This window comes from Tenacibaculum geojense, assembly GCF_042676005.1.
GTDB lineage: Bacteria > Bacteroidota > Bacteroidia > Flavobacteriales > Flavobacteriaceae > Polaribacter > Polaribacter geojense.
Window position 1 is genome coordinate 154,112 of the sequence record NZ_JBHTJR010000014.1, and the last position, 16,699, is coordinate 170,810.

Consider the following 16,699-nt stretch of genomic DNA (forward strand, 5'->3'; position numbering starts at 1 on the left):
AAACTCTTAGATAAATGAGCTTGAAGAAAATAAATAATTAAAAAATACTCATAAATTATAAAAAAAGAGTAGCCTTAGGCTACTCTTTTTTTATTGTTACTGGTATGTGTTGTTGACTACCATATAACTTTATTTCTTTAATATCTGCAGGCATGTTTAAACCGTTTTCAGTAATTACATTTTTAACATTTTTTATTACCTCACTTTTAGTTTCGAGTGCACCACGTTTGTATTCTTTAGTTTTTGTCCAAAAAATAACTTTTAAATTAACAGTACTAACATCTAAACCGTCTACGGTAACAAAACACTGATGCTCTTCTGTATCAATAACTCCCAAGGTATTAACAACCGCATGAATAATTACTTTTTTAGCTAAATCAATATCGTCATCATAATCTATACCTACTATAAAGTCGTTTCGATAATAACCATCTTCGGTATAATTATATACAGCTTTTTTAATAATATCACTATTTGGTATATAAACATCTCTTCCATCAAATGTTTTAAGCTTAGTATATCTAAATTCTAGGCCTTTTACCTTACCAAAAATATCATCTATTAAAACAGTATCATTTAGTTGAAATGGTCTTTTAAACGATAATATAACGCCTGCAATGAAATTTTCTCCAACATCTTTAAAAGCAAAACCTATAATAACTGCAGAAGCACCTGCTGCGGTTAATAAACCGGTTGCAACACCAGACAATCCAGCAATTTTTAAAGCAAACATTATTACTAACAGTATCACCCCAAATTTTACTGCTTTGGTTAAAAAGTTTGTCATTAATGGATCATCTGATTTAGTTGCAATAGTTTTTCTGAATATTCTTGCAATAAACCTGGCTAATAGAAAACCAATAGCAACAATTATAATTGCTATGATTGCCTTTGGAACTTGATTAATTAAATTGTTCCAAAATTCTTGCAAGGAGTTATTTAGTTTTTTTAAAGTGTTATTAAAATTCATTAATTAGTTATAAGTTTATTAGGATAATACTATTTCTTCTTTTAATTGATCTACTGTACTTTTAGACCATGCATTTAGCATCCAACTTCTTTTTTCTAAACTACTCACATATCCAGCAATTAAGTCAATAGTACCTTCGTCTTCTGCATTTTTGGCGGTATCTAACACTTTATACATTTGCTTTAATAATGTTTTATGGTCATTTAATATAGACGTAATCATATCTTTATCTGTTTGTAAAGGAGATTCTTCATCAAGCGCAGACATTTGTAAGTACTTACTATACCTACTCGTTGGATGGTATTGTAAGGTTAAAATACGTTCTGCGATTTCATCAATTTTAGTTCTAGCATCGGTATACATTTTTTCAAATAACTCGTGTAAATCAAAGAAGTTTTTTCCCGTTACATTCCAGTGATAGTTTCTTAATTTTTGATAGTAAATGTGGTAATCTGCTAATAATTGGTTTAATTCTTTAGCTGTGGGTAATAAATTATCGGTACGTATATTTAAATAGTTCATTAATAAGTTTTTTTTATTGATTAATAGTATAGTGTGATATTAAAAAAAGAGTGGAGTAAACCACTCTTTAATATATATTGAGGGACTGAATTACATTCTGTAGGTATCAAATACCGCAACTTTTAATAAGTTAGAACGTTCATCTAAATATTCAATCACAAAGTTTCTTCCTGTGTTAAAATATCCAATTCCGTTAAAATCTCTACCTCTCACTATATAATAGTTGCCATTTTTTGATAAAAAAGCCCTAGCAGAACTAATTTCTTTATTTTTATCATTATAAGAGATGGTAAAGTCTTTTCTGTTATCATCTACATGAAATCCATATTTCTTATTGTTAAACCTGTAATAAGCAACTTTTGTTTTCTCGTCATAAAACGGATCGATATCATTATCTACCATGACTGTTTTTGTTACCGCTACTGGTGTTGCTACTACATCTTGATTTAATTCGTGTTTCTGACTTGGATCAAATTTAGTTCTCTTAGTTTTTTCGGTTACTACTTTTACTTTGGTATTGTATACCACACCATTTTCTGATACTTGTGGTTGTTTTTTTACCTCAGTAGTTTTAATAACCTCTGTTTGTGCATTCATAATTCCGATAAATCCTATTGAAAGGACAGTTAATATTAAATTTTTCATTTGTTTGAAAGTTTTATAAAGTTCTCAGTAATTTCTTTTTTACTATAAGATGCTTACCGTTTAACATCTTGTTTTCAAATACATTACAAAATTACGCACATCATACAGTTCTGTTTTGCTCATTTAATGTAAACCTTAACTCATTTACTTTTTTATAATTTTTATAACAAAAAAAGAGGAACAGCATTAAACACTGTTCCTCATTTACTAACTAACGCTAAAAACTATTACTACTAAACTAAATTCTTTTTTTACCAGTTAATAATGATATTACAAAAAGTATTAAAAAGATAAAGAATAAGATTTTTGCTATTCCTGCGGCTGCACCGGCTATACCAGTAAAACCTAATACTCCTGCGATTAATGCTATTACTATAAAAGTGATTGTCCAACGTAACATAATATTGTTTTTTTAAGATTAATAATTTGTACACTGCAAAGTTATGTAGGTAATACAGTTTGTTTTAACTCATTTAAAATCAATATTAACTCATACAATAAAATAGCAAATGAGCAAAAGATGAAATGTTTTGAACAAACAATTTATAGTGTTTGCTAGTAATTTTGTAATGAAATTTATTTAAAACTAAAAACATTACACATGAAGAATAAAAACAATGATTTTGAATTTATAAAAGACAATCCAAAAAAATCGAATAAAAATTACATTTTTCAAAATAACAAAATAACACGTATTGGCTTTTACATTGTATTATCATTATTAATAATAGGAGTAGTGATAGTATTTGTAGAAGGATTACCATTAGCCTAAAAAATAGTAACCAATGAAATACAAATTATCTAACATAGCAAGTAAAACATTAATTGAAGATTTTACCAAGCTGAAATTAAAATATCCTAACATTTATAAGCCTAAACGCAATATAGATGGGTTAAAGGAACAAAATGTTAGTATAATTTCCATGGATAATCCTAATGAAATAACACAAGCAATATGGGGAATATTACCACAAAATTTTGAACATTCATGGAAAACTTTCCAAAAAATAAAATCTACCATTCATACAGATAAAAGTGAACTTTTTAACAATGTTTTGTATGAAGAAGCACTATTTAACCGTAGATGTTTAGTAATTGCTACTGGATTTTACACCTATCAGGTTCATGAAACTAAAATTAGAAAATATTTGGTGGAAAGAAATGATAGACAACCGTTTTATTTAGCTGGTATTTATAATGTTACAGAAGATGGTTTTACAACCTGTACTATCATTAATACTGAAGCAGAAGAGGAATTAAAAACTTATCACAACATTTATAATTCTATGCCATTACCAATTCCTAAAATTTTTAAAAACATATGGTTAGATAAAGAAACTGATTTAGAAAATTTACAATTTATTTTATCTAAACCCTATTTATCTAACTTTACCATGCAAAAAATATTTATATAATATGTTAATATTTCTACTTTCTGTTTATATCATATCATCATTATGGGCTATACTAAGTATTATTTTATACGGAAATAGACCAGCCAGATCTATCTCTTGGATTTTAATAACTATAATATTTCCTTACTTAGGGGTAGTTTTATATATTATTTTTGGTATTAACAGAAAGAGATTTAAGTTTTTTAGTCTAAATTTTAATGCTAAAAGAAAACTTTATGATTTACAGCATAAAAGTGATAATATCCAAGAATTTGCCCACAAGTTTGATGCAAACAAGTATGAAAGCGTTGGTGATTTAATGAAAAAAAGTTCAGGTTTTCCTGCTGTAGATGGCAATAATGTAACCATGTATTTTAATGGTGCTTCTAATTTTGAAGCTTTATACAGTGCTCTTGAAAATGCACAAAAGTTTATACATATTCAATATTACATTATTGAAAATGGTGAAATTTTTAATCGATTTTTAGAAATTTTTAAGCAAAAATTACAACAAGGTGTAGAAATTAGGGTACTATATGATGCTTTTGGTAGTTATGATTTTAAAAAGAAATCTGTAGATATTTTAGAAAGCCTTGGTGTAGAGGTTCATGCAATTTTACCCTTAAAATTTGGAAATATTTTATCAACCATTAATTTTAGAAATCATAGAAAAATTATGATTATTGATGGTAAAATAGCTTTCACTGGAGGTATGAATGTATCTGATAAATACATCAAAAATGATAACGAATTAGGAATTTGGGATGATTTACATATTAAAATTACTGGAGCTGCTGTGGATCATTTACATAGAATTTTTATAAAAGATTATTACTTTGCTACCAATGAAATTCTATTGTCCGAAGAAAACTATTTACCTGAACAAACAAAAAAAGGAGATACTTTATTACAAATTGTAACTGGCGGACCAGATCATACATATTTATCAATTCTACATCAATACTCTATGATGATTCATGCTGCTAAAAAATCAATTTACATAGAAAACCCATATTTTATACCTAATAAAACGTTGTTAGAAGCGTTAAAAATGGCTGTATTAAGAGGTGTTGATGTTAAAATTATGGTGCCCAAAAATAATGATAGTAGAATAGCAAAATATAGTATGTTTTCTAATTTTCAGGACTTATTAAAAACGGGTGCAAAAATTTATATTTTAAAAAATACATTTTCACATAGTAAATTAATTATTATTGATGATGAAATTGCCTCTGTAGGTTCTGGTAACTTTGACTATAGAAGTTTTGAACATAACTATGAGGTTAACACCATTATTTATGACAATAATATTGCAAAAACGCTTTCTGAAAAGTTTATAACTAATACTCAAAAATGTTTGGTACTAGATTATGATTCTTTTAGAAATAGACCATTTAAAACTAAGTTTTTAGAAGGATTGGCAAAAATTGTTAGTCCACTTTTATAATTGTACTTCTTTAACCTTTGCTTCTTTTTTATTAGCTAAAAATTTACTTGGACTTATGCCATATTTACGCTTAAATATTTTTGAAAAATAACTTCTACTACTAAAACCAATAGAATAAACAACTTGAGAAATATTGTAATCAGTGTTGTTCAGTAAATCTCTTGCCTCTTCTAATCTAACATGTCTTAAATACTCTATTACAGTTCTTGTATATAAAATTTTAAAACCTTCTTGTAATTTTGCTTGAGACAATCCACATTCAGCAGCTAAATCATCCACAGTATAGTCTTTGGATACATCTTTAAGTATTTGCTGACCTACTTTTCTAATCGTATTTAACTCTTTTTTTGTTAAACTTGTGTTTGACTTCTTTTTTCTTTTTAAATCTTTGGTATGTTGAAGTAAATGTGCTGATAAAATTTGATAAACAATCCCTTCTTTCATCATAATTCTAATCATTCCCTTTTGTTTTACAGAATTTAATCGTTTAACAAGATTAGAAATTTTCAAATTAAATGTGCCTGTGTAAGCAAATACATTTTCATGTTGTTCATCATGAAAAACCTCGTATAAACTCTTGTTTAATAAAGAGGCATCATTTAAACGTGTATTTAAAAACTCAACACGATTAATTTGAATAACATTTAAATGACATTTTACACCTTTGTCAAAAAAATAGTGATTAAAACCTTCATCCTTGCTAGTAATTATAGCCGGCTGAAATTGTTCTATTTTTCTTTTTTTGTTTTCAATTCTAAATTGATGATAAAAATGCCCTTCATTAGTATATAAAAAATTAATTGGATTGTAATTAGACGCATCAATAATCATTTCAACGTTATTGTAAAATACAATATCATGTTTAACTAAGTTACCTCCCCAATCAAACTGAATAAAACTAATACTTCCCTTGGCAAACTCATTATCTATAGTTAAAATATGCTCACCCCATCTTTCAGTAAAAGTACCACCAATTACTGCTTGTATTTGCTCTAAAATACCATCAATGCTAGATGCGTTAATCGCTATTGTCATTTACATTTCGTTTAAGTTGTAAATATAAACATTAAACAAATACAAAATGGCATATGAGTTAATATCTATTTTATTTGAGCAAAACTAAAGAGTATGATGTATGTAACTTTGTAGTGTATTTAAAAACAACATTATGAAAAATATACAAATTATAACCACTATTAGTTTATTATTTATTGCAACTTGTATTAGTGCTCAAAGTATTTCAAAAAATGCATTAGGACTTAGAATTGGTGATAATGATGGCTTTGGTGGTGAAATATCTTACCAAAGACATATAGGAAACAACAACAGATTAGAATTTGACTTAGGATTTAGAGACTCTAACAATGTAGAGGCTTTTAAACTAGTCGGTTTACACCAATGGGTTTATAAACTAGATAATAATTTTAATTGGTTTGTTGGAGTTGGTGCTGGAGTAGGAGCTTATGAAACACCGAATAATGATGGAGCATTTGCTTTAGCTGCAGCAGATTTAGGTATTGAATATAATTTTAATATTCCATTATTATTATCGTTAGATATTAGACCCGAGATTGGATTTAATGATAATTACAGTGATGATTTAGATTTAGATATTGCTTTAGGTATTAGATACCAATTTTAAGATAAAAACTATGAACAAAACAATAAAAATAATTTTGATGATAGCTGGTGTTGGTTTATTACTATACGGAGGATATATTATGATGAATCCGGAAACTGAAGTTAGTTTGGGTTCGTTAGAAATAGCTTCGCAAGATAATACCAACGCATACATTACTATCGGTTTAGGTATAGTTGCACTATTAGCAGGAGCACTACCTAAAAAATAACGATGTTAAAAAGTACGCATCTAAAAATGTACTTGTAACCTTAAATTCTAAAATTATGTATAGCTACACAGAAAATGTAAGTAACCAATTAAATGGTTTATTAATGAAAAATTATGATGCTCAAAAAGGGTATTTAAATGCTGCTGAAAATGCGGAAAGTAACGTATTAACAAGATTTTTTCAGAAAAAAGCAGATGAAAGAAAAGTTTTTGAAGCTGAATTAAAATCAGAGATTAGAACGTTTGGACAAACACCAGAAAATAGCGGAAGTTTTAAAGGAACTTTACACAGAACTTGGATGGATACCAAAGCGTTATTATCATCAGATAATGACGAGGCTATGTTAGAAGAAGCCATGCGAGGAGAAAAAGCATCTATTGAGGAATACAATGAAGTTATCAATTCAGATGAACATTTACCGCAATCAACAGCTAATTTATTAAAAACACAACGTAACAAAATAATTGACGACACCGTGTTAATTAATAAATTAGAAGATATTAAATTCTAAGCTCTATACATCAATATATCATAAAAACTCTAGCGTTTTCGTTAGAGTTTTTTTAATTAAATTAGTATTTTAGTAAAAAATTACACCTATACAAAAACTATACAAACCTAAAAATTCACCTTAACAAATTGTATAAAAGGCTAAATTAGTGATAACAAACAAATAAATTTATGTTAGGAGTTATATCATTTATAGGTTTTACTTTAATAGTTGCTATTGTATCATACAGTGCTACAAAAAAAACAAACGAACAAACTTCCGATGGATATTTTCTAGGCGGAAGAAGCTTAACTGCTGGAGTTATAGCTGGTTCACTGTTATTAACAAACTTATCAACAGAACAAATTGTTGGTTTAAATGGAGCCGCTTATTCCGAGGGTATTTTAGTCATGGCTTGGGAAACTTTGGCTGCTATTGCCATGGTTGTTACAGCTATATTTTTATTACCAAGATATCTAAAAAGTGGTTTAACTACAATTCCTCAATTTTTATCGGAACGATTTGATTTACAAACCAAAACATTAACCTCTGCATTATTTTTAACAGGATATGTTGTGGTGTTGTTACCTACTATTTTGTATTCAGGATCTTTAGCTATTAGTGGAATGTTTGATATTCCTTCTTTGTTGGGAGTGTCGAAATCGATTTCGTTATGGATTTGTGTTTGGTCAATTGGAATAATTGGCTCTATATACGCAGTTTTTGGTGGATTAAAAGCAGTAGCAATTTCAGATTCTATAAATGCGATGGGATTATTAATTGGAGGTATTTTAATTCCAGTTTTTGGATTGTTAATTATTGGTGATGGAAATTTATTTAATGGTATTTCAATATTACAAGCTCAAGTTCCAGAAAAATTTGATGCCGTAGGTTCTAACAGCGCTTCTGTTCCGTTTACTACAATATTTACAGGTATGATGCTAGTTCAACTCTTTTATTGGGGAACTAATCAACAAATTATTCAAAGAGCCCTTGGTGCTAAAAACTTACAAGAGGGTCAAAAAGGTTTATTACTTGGAGCTTTTATTAAAATTTTAGGCCCATTAATTGTTGTTTTACCAGGAATTATAGCTTATTACATGAGTACACAAGGAATGTTAATTGTAGATAGCGCAGATGAAAGTTATGGTGTATTAGTTAAAAAGGTGCTCCCTAAAGAGTTTATTGGTTTTTTTGCAGCTGTATTATTTGGAGCTATTTTAAGTTCTTTTAATAGCGTTTTAAATAGCTCTGTGACATTATTTGGTATAGATATTTATAAAGAACACATCAACAAAAATGCAGATGAAAAAACAGTAGTTAAATATGGAAAAGCCTTTGGAGTTATTTTGGCCATAGCAGCCATGTGCATTGCACCGTTTTTAGACTCGTTAGAAAGTATATTTGCTTATTTACAAAGAATTAATGGTATTTACAGTATTCCTATATTAACTATAATTTTTGTTGGATTTATAACAAAAAAAGTACCTGCAATAGCCGCTAAAATTGGGTTACTTTCTGGTTCTTTATTATATATTCTTAGTGAATTTTTTGTAAGACCTACAATGGTGGAAAATGCTGTAAATATAGCTAAACAAGCTGGAGTACTAGATCCAACCGCATTAAAAGTTATTGAAGCAGAAGCCTATCCTCATTTTTTACATATAATGGCTATACTATTTTTACTAAACACAATAATCATGTTAGTAATTGGTATTTTTAAACCTCGAGAAAAGGCATATGTTCAATTGTTTACCAAAGAAGTAGATATTACGCCTTGGAAACATACTAAAAGTGTTGGTATTGCAATTTGTATCATAGTAATTTTTACATACATCTATTTTTCTTAATACATTGATTTTTAAAAGACTCACATATTTCATTTGTTTTTTATTGGCTCACACTGCTTTTTCACAAGAATTACCACCAATAAACACCTTTGTTACAGAAAGTTATAAGGCTGAATCACAAAATTGGTCCATTTCACAAGCTAACAATAAATTTGTCTATTTAGCTAATAATAAAGGTTTATTGGAGTTTAATGGAGCAGTTTGGAAACTTTATCCAACACCAAATGAAACGATTATGCGTTCTGTAAAAGCAGTAAATAATACTATTTATACTGGTTTTTACATGGATTTTGGCTATTGGGATAAAGATGAATTTGGTAATTTAAACTATACATCAATAGTTGATAAATATAACATTGATGTTTTGGAGGATGAACAATTTTGGAATATTATAACTGCTGATGATTGGATTATTTTTCAATCATTGCAAAACATATATCTTTTTAATTCAAAAAATAATCAGATAAAAATTATTAATTCTGAAACTAATATTTCTAAAATATTTAAAATTGATGGTAGCATATACTTTCATCAAGTTAATAAAGGAATTTTTATTATAGAACAAGGCAAACCTAAACTTGTATGGGATTTTAAAGAAATGTTAAACAGCGTAATAAATATTTTTAAGCACAATAATGGTTTTTTAGTATTTACTGATAATAATGGAGCTTACATTATTCAAGATAATGAAATTAAGGAGTGGGAATCACCTATTAATAAAACTCTAAAAAATCAATCTGTATACAGTATAGCAAAACTTAGCAACAATAATTATATGATTGGTACCATTGCTAATGGTGCCTATTACTGTTCAAATAATGGTGTAATTCAGTTTAACCTGAATAAAAAAAACGGACTCAATAACAACACAGTTTTAGCTGTTTTTGAAGATCAAAATAAAAATGTTTGGTTAGGACTAGACAATGGATTAGGGGTTATAAATATTAATGCTCCATATAAAATCTACAAAGATTTAGATGGTAATTTAGGAACAGTTTATACGTCAATACTATTTAAAAATTATTTGTATCTAGGCACTAATCAAGGTGTTTTTTACAGAAAGTTAAACACAAATGATACCTTTTCTTTTATTCAAGGTAGTGAAGGACAAGTATGGAAGCTTAAAATTATAGATGACACATTGTTTTGTGGTCATAATAGCGGAACTTTTATCATTACTAACAATAAATTATCAAAAATAGTAAACCAGCAAGGAACTTGGGATTTTAAAATAGTCAATGATAGTACCTTATTACAAGGAAATTATAATGGAATTCATCTATTTAAAAAATCAAACGAACAATGGAGGTACAGTCATAAAATAGATGGCTTTAATATTTCAAGTAGGTATTTTGAATATTTAAAACCTAATAAAATTATTGTGAATCATGAGTATAAAGGCATTTTCTCTATTGATGTTGATAAAAATTTAACGCATGCAACAAAAGTTGTCATAGATACTAGTGTTAATAAAAGTTTACACTCCAGCTTGTTAAAATATCAAAACAATATTTTATATGCAGAAAAAAAAGGTGTATATCGTTATATAGAAAATGAAAATACTTTTAAAAAAGATTCATTGTTCTCTAAACTAATTCCAAAAAGTAATTATGCCTCTGGAAAACTTGTAAATGATAATAACACAAAAATATGGAGTTTTTGTACTAATAATATTAACTATTTAACACCAGGTAATTTAAGTGATAATTATCAAATAAATTCAGTTCATATAGCAGGGAATTTAATAAAAAAACCACTAGGGTTTGAAAATATTACTCCAATTGGTAATCAAAATTATTTAATTGGAGGTTTAGATGGATATTTATTATTGAACTTAGACAAAATAACGAACAAACAACAATTTAACATTCAATTAAATAGTGTAAAAAAAAGTAATTTAGATAATAATCAAACGCTTTTAAACCTACACCAACAAAATCCTACAATTAATCATACAAATAATAATATAAGTTTTTATTACAGTGTTCCTTATTTTCAAAAAGGGTTACTAATTCAATATCAATACTATTTAGAAAATCATTCTAAAACATGGTCTGACTGGAGTAATTCCTCAGAAACTACTTTTGAAAATTTACCTTTCGGAAACTATATTTTTAAAGTAAGAGCAAGAGTTGGTAATACCATCACTCAAAACACAGAAACATATACTTTTAGTATAGCAAGACCATGGTATTTATCTAACTTATTAATAGTTTTATATGTACTCATGATAGCTTTATTCTCTGTATTTATGCATAATTTTTACAAACGATTATATGCAGAACAGAGAGAAAAATTATTAGAAAAACAAAAGAAAGATTTTGAAATTAAAACACTAGCTAATGAAAAAGAATTAATGAAAATTAAAAACAATCAGTTAAAAGCTGATGTTGATAGTAAAAACAGAGAGTTAGCCATATCTACCATGAGCATTATTAAAAAGAATGAATTTTTAAGTGCTATAAAAAATGAACTAAAAAATGGTGATGAAGACAGTATTAAAAAAGTGGTCAAAATTATAAACAAAAACTTAACAAATACTGATGATTGGAAAATGTTTAAAGAAGCTTTTAATAATGCAGATAAAGATTTTATAAATAAGATAAAAAGTGTTCATCCTACATTAACACCTAATGATTTAAGACTTTGTGCTTATTTACGATTAAACTTATCTTCAAAAGAAATAGCTCCTTTATTAAATATTTCTCCTAAAAGTGTAGAGGTTAAACGATATCGTTTGCGTAAAAAAATGAATTTACCACATGATCAAAACTTAACTAACTACATACTTGAAATTTAACAACACAACATATTTATTAAATAACACAACATTAACACTACAACACCTAACTAATTAATTTCTAATCAATTACGTAAATTACTGATTTTATTAGGTTTTCGCTTACTAAAATTACGATGTATATTTTTTGTAGTGGATTTTTTTAAGAAATCCATAACAATTTGAGGTAAATTTAAGAAATAATTAAAACTAGGTTCATGAGAAAAATATTATTACTGATATTTTCAATGCTAACCACTACATTGTTTTCTCAAAACAAAAATGTAACTGGTAATGTAACAGAAAAATCTTCCGGTGATCCAATACCAGGTGTTACCGTGATTGTTAAAGGATCAAATGTTGGAACTGAAACCGATTTTAATGGTAGTTTTCAACTAAATAATGTAAATCCATCCAGTATATTAGTTTTTTCATTTGTAGGAATGGAAACTAAAGAAATTAAAGTTGGATTAAAAAACGCTTTAAATGTAGTTTTAGAACAAGACAATCAACTTTTAAATGAAGTTGTTGTTGTAGGTTACGGAACACAACGAAAAAAAGAACTTACAGGGGCTGTTAGTGTAGTATCAAACGAAGCCATTGAAGAGTTAAAACCTGTAAGAGTAGAACAAGCGTTACAAGGTCAAGTAGCAGGTGTAAATATTACAACATCTTCTGGTGCACCTGGAGCTGCTTCCAATATTAGAATTAGAGGTATCTCTACAAATGGAGATAACCGACCTTTAATTCTAGTTGATGGAAACAGAATTGAAGATTTAAGTGTTATAAATCCTTCTGACATTCAAAGTATTAATATTTTAAAAGATGCTACAGCAGGTATATATGGTGTACAAGCTGCAAATGGTGTTATTTTAATTACAACAAAATCTGGGAGAAAAAATTCAGATTTTAAATTCACATTCAATTCATACACAGGACTACAAGAAACAACTAGAACTATTCCTTTATTAAATGCTACTGAATATGCTTTACTTATTAATGAGGCACATGCGGCTAATGGAGAAACGCTCCCTTTTAGTTCAGTTAATGGTTTGGGTCAAGGTACAAACTGGCAAGAAGAAGTATTTAACACGGCATTTATTAATAGTAGCGATATTACCATTAACAAAGGTTATGAAAATGTTGCTTTATCTTTTGGAGCATCTTATTTAGATCAAGATGGTATTGTTGGTGTTAGCAAATCTAATTTTAATCGTTTTACTTCAAAATTAAATATTACTGCTGATATAATTGATAAATTAAAATTAACATCAACAGTAATATACACAAAGACAAATAGGAGTGGACTTGCCGAAAATGTATTAGGATCAGTACTTTTTAATGCCTTAAATTTTGATCCAACATTACCAGTAACAGATACAAACGGCAATTATACATTAACACCAGTCATTGGTTTTGGTAGTGAAGTGATTAATCCGTTAGCACAAATTAATGATAGTTTTAATAGAACAACCGTTCATAAAATTGCACCAACCATAAGGTTAAATTATGAAGTATTGCCTGGTTTAAAAGCAGAGGGAAGGTTTCAATATAATTATGCAACAGTAAATACTAGATCATTTGCTCCTGAAGCTAATTATGGAGAAAGTTCAACTGTTTTTGATAGAGCTATAAATTCATATGTTGATTATAAAGTAGGATACCAAGATTTTATTTTTGATGCTTTTCTAACTTATGAAAAAACAATCAATGATGTTCATAAATTTAATGCCTTAGTAGGAACATCTGTTTCTAAAGCTCAAGTAGAAAATATTAATAACAAGGTTTTTGAGGGCATGCCTATTGCAGACTTTGATAATCCGAATACTGAATCTGCAACACGAGTGGTAAATGTAAATGAAGAAGGTAATATTCCTAGAAATGTAGATGGTGATAGGTTATTATCATATTTCACTAGACTACAATATAATTACGAAGATAAATACCTTTTATCTTTTATGATTAGACGCGATGGATCATCTAAATTCGGACCAAAAAATAAATTTGGTTATTTCCCTTCAGCATCTGTAGGTTGGGTAGTTTCTGAAGAAAACTTTTTAAAAAATGATGATTTAGTTAACTTCTTAAAAATCAGAGCTAGTTATGGTATTGTTGGTAACGATAGAATCCCTGCTTTTGCTTATGAATCTTTGTTAGATGGGGAAGGAGCTTATGTTTTTGATGAAGTTGTAAACATAGGGTTAACACCTGGAAGGTTATCAAACCCAGAAATAAGATGGGAAAAGCAAAAACCTTTAAACATAGGTTTTGATCTAAAGGTTTTTAATAAAGTTGATTTTACGTTTGATTTTTTCAGAAAAGAAACAGAAGATCTTTTACTAAGTCCACAAGTATCAGGAACTTTAGGTGTTGGCGGACCTGGTGCAGCAGCTCCTATTGTAAATGCAGGAACAGTTGTTAATCAGGGATTTGAGTTTTCGCTAGCTTATAAAAATAATGTTTCAGAAGATTTCTCATATGCAGCATCATTCAATTTAACTTCTTTAAAAAATGAAGTATTAAGAGTTAATGGAGAAGGAGACTTTTTATTTGGAGGTAATTTTGGTGTTGGTGGTGAAAATGATATTTCAAGAATGCAAAAAGGATTCCCGATTGGATACTTTCATGGATACAAAACAGATGGTATTTTTCAAAATCAAACTGAAGTTAACAACCATGCCAACCAAGATAATGCGAATCCTGGTGATATAAGATATGTAGATATTAATAAAGATGGAGTAATAAATGAAGATGATAGAACGTATGTAGGTGATCCTATTCCGGATGTAACCTTTGGAGTTAATCTATCATTTAACTACAAAAACTTTGACATGAGTATGTATGGTTTTGCTTCAATTGGTAATGATATTGTTAGAAATTTTGATAGAAACTTACCTAGAACTAATAAACCAACATATTATTTAGATAGATGGAGAGGTGAAGGTACCAGTAATACTTTTCCTCGCGTAACAACAGGGGCTAATAACAATTATTTATTTTCTGACTTTTATGTGGAAGATGGATCGTTTTTTAGACTTCAAAATGCACAGGTTGGTTACACACTTGATCAACGTTTAGTAGATCAATTTAAACTAGATAAATTACGTTTTTACGTATCTGTTAATAATTTATTTACACTTACCAAATACAATGGTTATGATCCTAATGTTTCCAATGGAAATCCAATTGGTGATGGAATTGATCTTGGATTTTATCCAACTCCTAGAACTTATTTATTTGGTGTAAATGTTAAATTTTAATCCTACTCATATGAAAACAATACAATCAAAATATATAGCAACATTGCTTCTTGTAATAGGAATTTTCTATGCTTGTAGTGATGATTTTGTTAACGTAACATCTGAAAATGAAAATTCAGAGAATTTCTTTAATTCTGAAGAAGATTATGAAAGTGCCTTATTAGGAGCATATGATTTATTACAATCTACCTATTTAAACGTTATGATGGGAGAAATTGCTTCTGATAATACTTTAGCAGGAGGTGAAAGCGCAACTGATGTGTTAGGTATCCAACAAGTTGATGACATGTCGCATACACCAGTTAACCAACAATTACGTGATATTTGGAACTGGATGTTTGCTGGTGTTAATAGAGCTAATTATATATTAGAATTTAAAGATAAAACAGAATTTAGTGGTAAAGAACAAGTACTAGCACAAGCTAGATTTTTAAGAGCCTACTATTATTTTGAATTGGTTAAATGGTTTGGAGACGTTCCTTTAGCTGTTGACAAAAGAATATTGTTTGGGGAACAATTTAATTTAGACAGAACTCCAAGTAATGAAGTATACGCTCAAATTGAAGCAGATTTACAATTCGCTGCTGATAATTTACCATACATCCAAACTGAAAATGGAAGAATAACAAAAGGGGCGGCTCAAGCATTATTGGGCAAAGCTTACTTGTATCAAAATAAATTTCCAGAAGCAGCAAATGTTTTAGATGATTTAATTATGAACGGCCCGTATGATTTGGTTTCAGATTATAATATGATTTTTGAACATGAAGGTGAGAATAACATAGAGTCAGTATTTGAAATACAATACACAGATACGGAAGGTGCTGGATTTGGATGTTTGCAATGTAGCGAAGGTAATGTTGCTGTAGGTTTTAATGGTGTTAGAAGTTACACAGGTCCCGAATATACTTCTGGATTTAGTTTTAACGTACCTGTTCAAGAAGTTGTTGATGCTTTCGAAGATGGAGATTCCAGAAAAGAGGTAGCTATACTAGATATTGAAGCTTGGGCTATAGAAACTGGTGCCACTTACGGTACAGGATATGAACATACAGGTTATTTTAATAGAAAATATATCCCTAGAGAACGTAGTGCTGATGCAGCAGGAGATAGAAATTTAACAAATCCTAATAATTACAGAGCTATACGCTTTGCAGATGTTTTATTAATGGCAGCAGAAGCGTTCAATAGAGGTGGAATAGATGATGGTAAAGCAAGAGACTATGTAAACAGAGTTAGACGTCGTGCTTTTGGAGACTTAAATCATGATATAAATACATCTGGAAGTAATTTAACAGAAGATATTTATCGTGAAAGGCGTGTTGAATTAGTAGGTGAAGGACATCGATTTTTTGACTTAGTAAGAACCGGAAGAGCTGCACAAGAAATTGATGGATTTGTAGCAGGAAAACATGAATTATTCCCAATACCTTCAATTGAAATCCAGTTAACAGGTAATCGTTGGGAGCAAAACCCAAATTATTAAAAGTAT

The 16,699-nt window shown here is 28.7% G+C and carries 15 protein-coding genes; 10 read left to right on the top strand and 5 right to left on the bottom strand.

Annotated elements, in window-relative coordinates:
- Positions 1–79: 79 nt before the first annotated feature.
- The 4 genes from ACFQ1U_RS01410 to ACFQ1U_RS01425 form a co-directional block, all read right to left on the bottom strand.
- Positions 80–970: a mechanosensitive ion channel family protein gene (locus ACFQ1U_RS01410; protein WP_386104540.1), complete on the bottom strand. Its 891-nt coding sequence runs from the start codon at positions 968–970 to the stop codon at positions 80–82.
- Between the two features lie 18 nt (positions 971–988).
- Positions 989–1,492, bottom strand: coding sequence for a Dps family protein (locus ACFQ1U_RS01415; RefSeq protein ID WP_386104542.1), 504 nt, complete (start codon positions 1,490–1,492; stop codon positions 989–991).
- Between the two features lie 90 nt (positions 1,493–1,582).
- A complete protein-coding gene (locus ACFQ1U_RS01420) occupies positions 1,583–2,137 on the bottom strand; it encodes a hypothetical protein (RefSeq protein ID WP_386104544.1) in 555 nt (184 codons plus the stop codon).
- 238 nt (positions 2,138–2,375) lie between these two features.
- Complete coding sequence (locus tag ACFQ1U_RS01425) at positions 2,376–2,537, bottom strand: DUF1328 family protein (RefSeq protein ID WP_386104546.1); 162 nt, start codon at positions 2,535–2,537, stop codon at positions 2,376–2,378.
- Between the two features lie 201 nt (positions 2,538–2,738).
- Between ACFQ1U_RS01425 and ACFQ1U_RS01430 the strand changes: the two genes are divergently transcribed.
- From ACFQ1U_RS01430 to cls, 3 genes are read left to right on the top strand one after another with little or no spacing between them, the layout of a single operon-like run.
- On the top strand, positions 2,739–2,909 hold the full coding sequence (locus ACFQ1U_RS01430; protein ID WP_386104548.1) for a hypothetical protein: 171 nt from the start codon (positions 2,739–2,741) through the stop codon (positions 2,907–2,909).
- 13 nt (positions 2,910–2,922) lie between these two features.
- Positions 2,923–3,552: an SOS response-associated peptidase family protein gene (locus tag ACFQ1U_RS01435; protein ID WP_386104550.1), complete on the top strand. Its 630-nt coding sequence runs from the start codon at positions 2,923–2,925 to the stop codon at positions 3,550–3,552.
- Position 3,553: 1 nt separating this feature from the next.
- Positions 3,554–4,978, top strand: a complete 1,425-nt coding sequence (cls, locus tag ACFQ1U_RS01440; protein ID WP_386104552.1) for a cardiolipin synthase — start codon at positions 3,554–3,556, stop codon at positions 4,976–4,978.
- On the opposite strand, the gene ACFQ1U_RS01445 is transcribed toward cls, so the two are convergent.
- The gene (locus ACFQ1U_RS01445) at positions 4,973–6,013 is read right to left on the bottom strand and encodes a helix-turn-helix domain-containing protein (RefSeq protein ID WP_386104554.1); all 1,041 of its coding nucleotides are present in this window, start codon (positions 6,011–6,013) and stop codon (positions 4,973–4,975) included. The genes cls and ACFQ1U_RS01445 overlap by 6 nt on opposite strands.
- A 133-nt stretch (positions 6,014–6,146) precedes the next feature.
- Between ACFQ1U_RS01445 and ACFQ1U_RS01450 the strand changes: the two genes are divergently transcribed.
- From ACFQ1U_RS01450 to ACFQ1U_RS01480, 7 genes are all read left to right on the top strand, one after another.
- Positions 6,147–6,620 carry a hypothetical protein gene (locus ACFQ1U_RS01450; protein ID WP_386104556.1) on the top strand — a complete coding sequence of 158 codons (474 nt, stop codon included), beginning with the start codon at positions 6,147–6,149 and terminating at the stop codon, positions 6,618–6,620.
- A gap of 10 nt (positions 6,621–6,630) precedes the next feature.
- The gene (locus tag ACFQ1U_RS01455; RefSeq protein ID WP_386104558.1) at positions 6,631–6,828 is read left to right on the top strand and encodes a hypothetical protein; all 198 of its coding nucleotides are present in this window, start codon (positions 6,631–6,633) and stop codon (positions 6,826–6,828) included.
- A gap of 55 nt (positions 6,829–6,883) precedes the next feature.
- Positions 6,884–7,339 carry a ferritin-like domain-containing protein gene (locus ACFQ1U_RS01460; protein ID WP_386104560.1) on the top strand — a complete coding sequence of 152 codons (456 nt, stop codon included), beginning with the start codon at positions 6,884–6,886 and terminating at the stop codon, positions 7,337–7,339.
- Between the two features lie 170 nt (positions 7,340–7,509).
- Positions 7,510–9,168, top strand: a complete 1,659-nt coding sequence (locus ACFQ1U_RS01465; protein WP_386104562.1) for a solute:sodium symporter family transporter — start codon at positions 7,510–7,512, stop codon at positions 9,166–9,168.
- A gap of 43 nt (positions 9,169–9,211) precedes the next feature.
- Positions 9,212–11,968 (top strand): helix-turn-helix and ligand-binding sensor domain-containing protein, encoded by a 2,757-nt coding sequence (locus tag ACFQ1U_RS01470; protein ID WP_386104564.1) that lies wholly within the window; start codon positions 9,212–9,214, stop codon positions 11,966–11,968.
- Between the two features lie 197 nt (positions 11,969–12,165).
- Positions 12,166–15,207: a SusC/RagA family TonB-linked outer membrane protein gene (locus tag ACFQ1U_RS01475; RefSeq protein WP_386104566.1), complete on the top strand. Its 3,042-nt coding sequence runs from the start codon at positions 12,166–12,168 to the stop codon at positions 15,205–15,207.
- A gap of 10 nt (positions 15,208–15,217) precedes the next feature.
- Positions 15,218–16,693: a RagB/SusD family nutrient uptake outer membrane protein gene (locus ACFQ1U_RS01480; protein WP_386104568.1), complete on the top strand. Its 1,476-nt coding sequence runs from the start codon at positions 15,218–15,220 to the stop codon at positions 16,691–16,693.
- Positions 16,694–16,699: the final 6 nt, after the last annotated feature.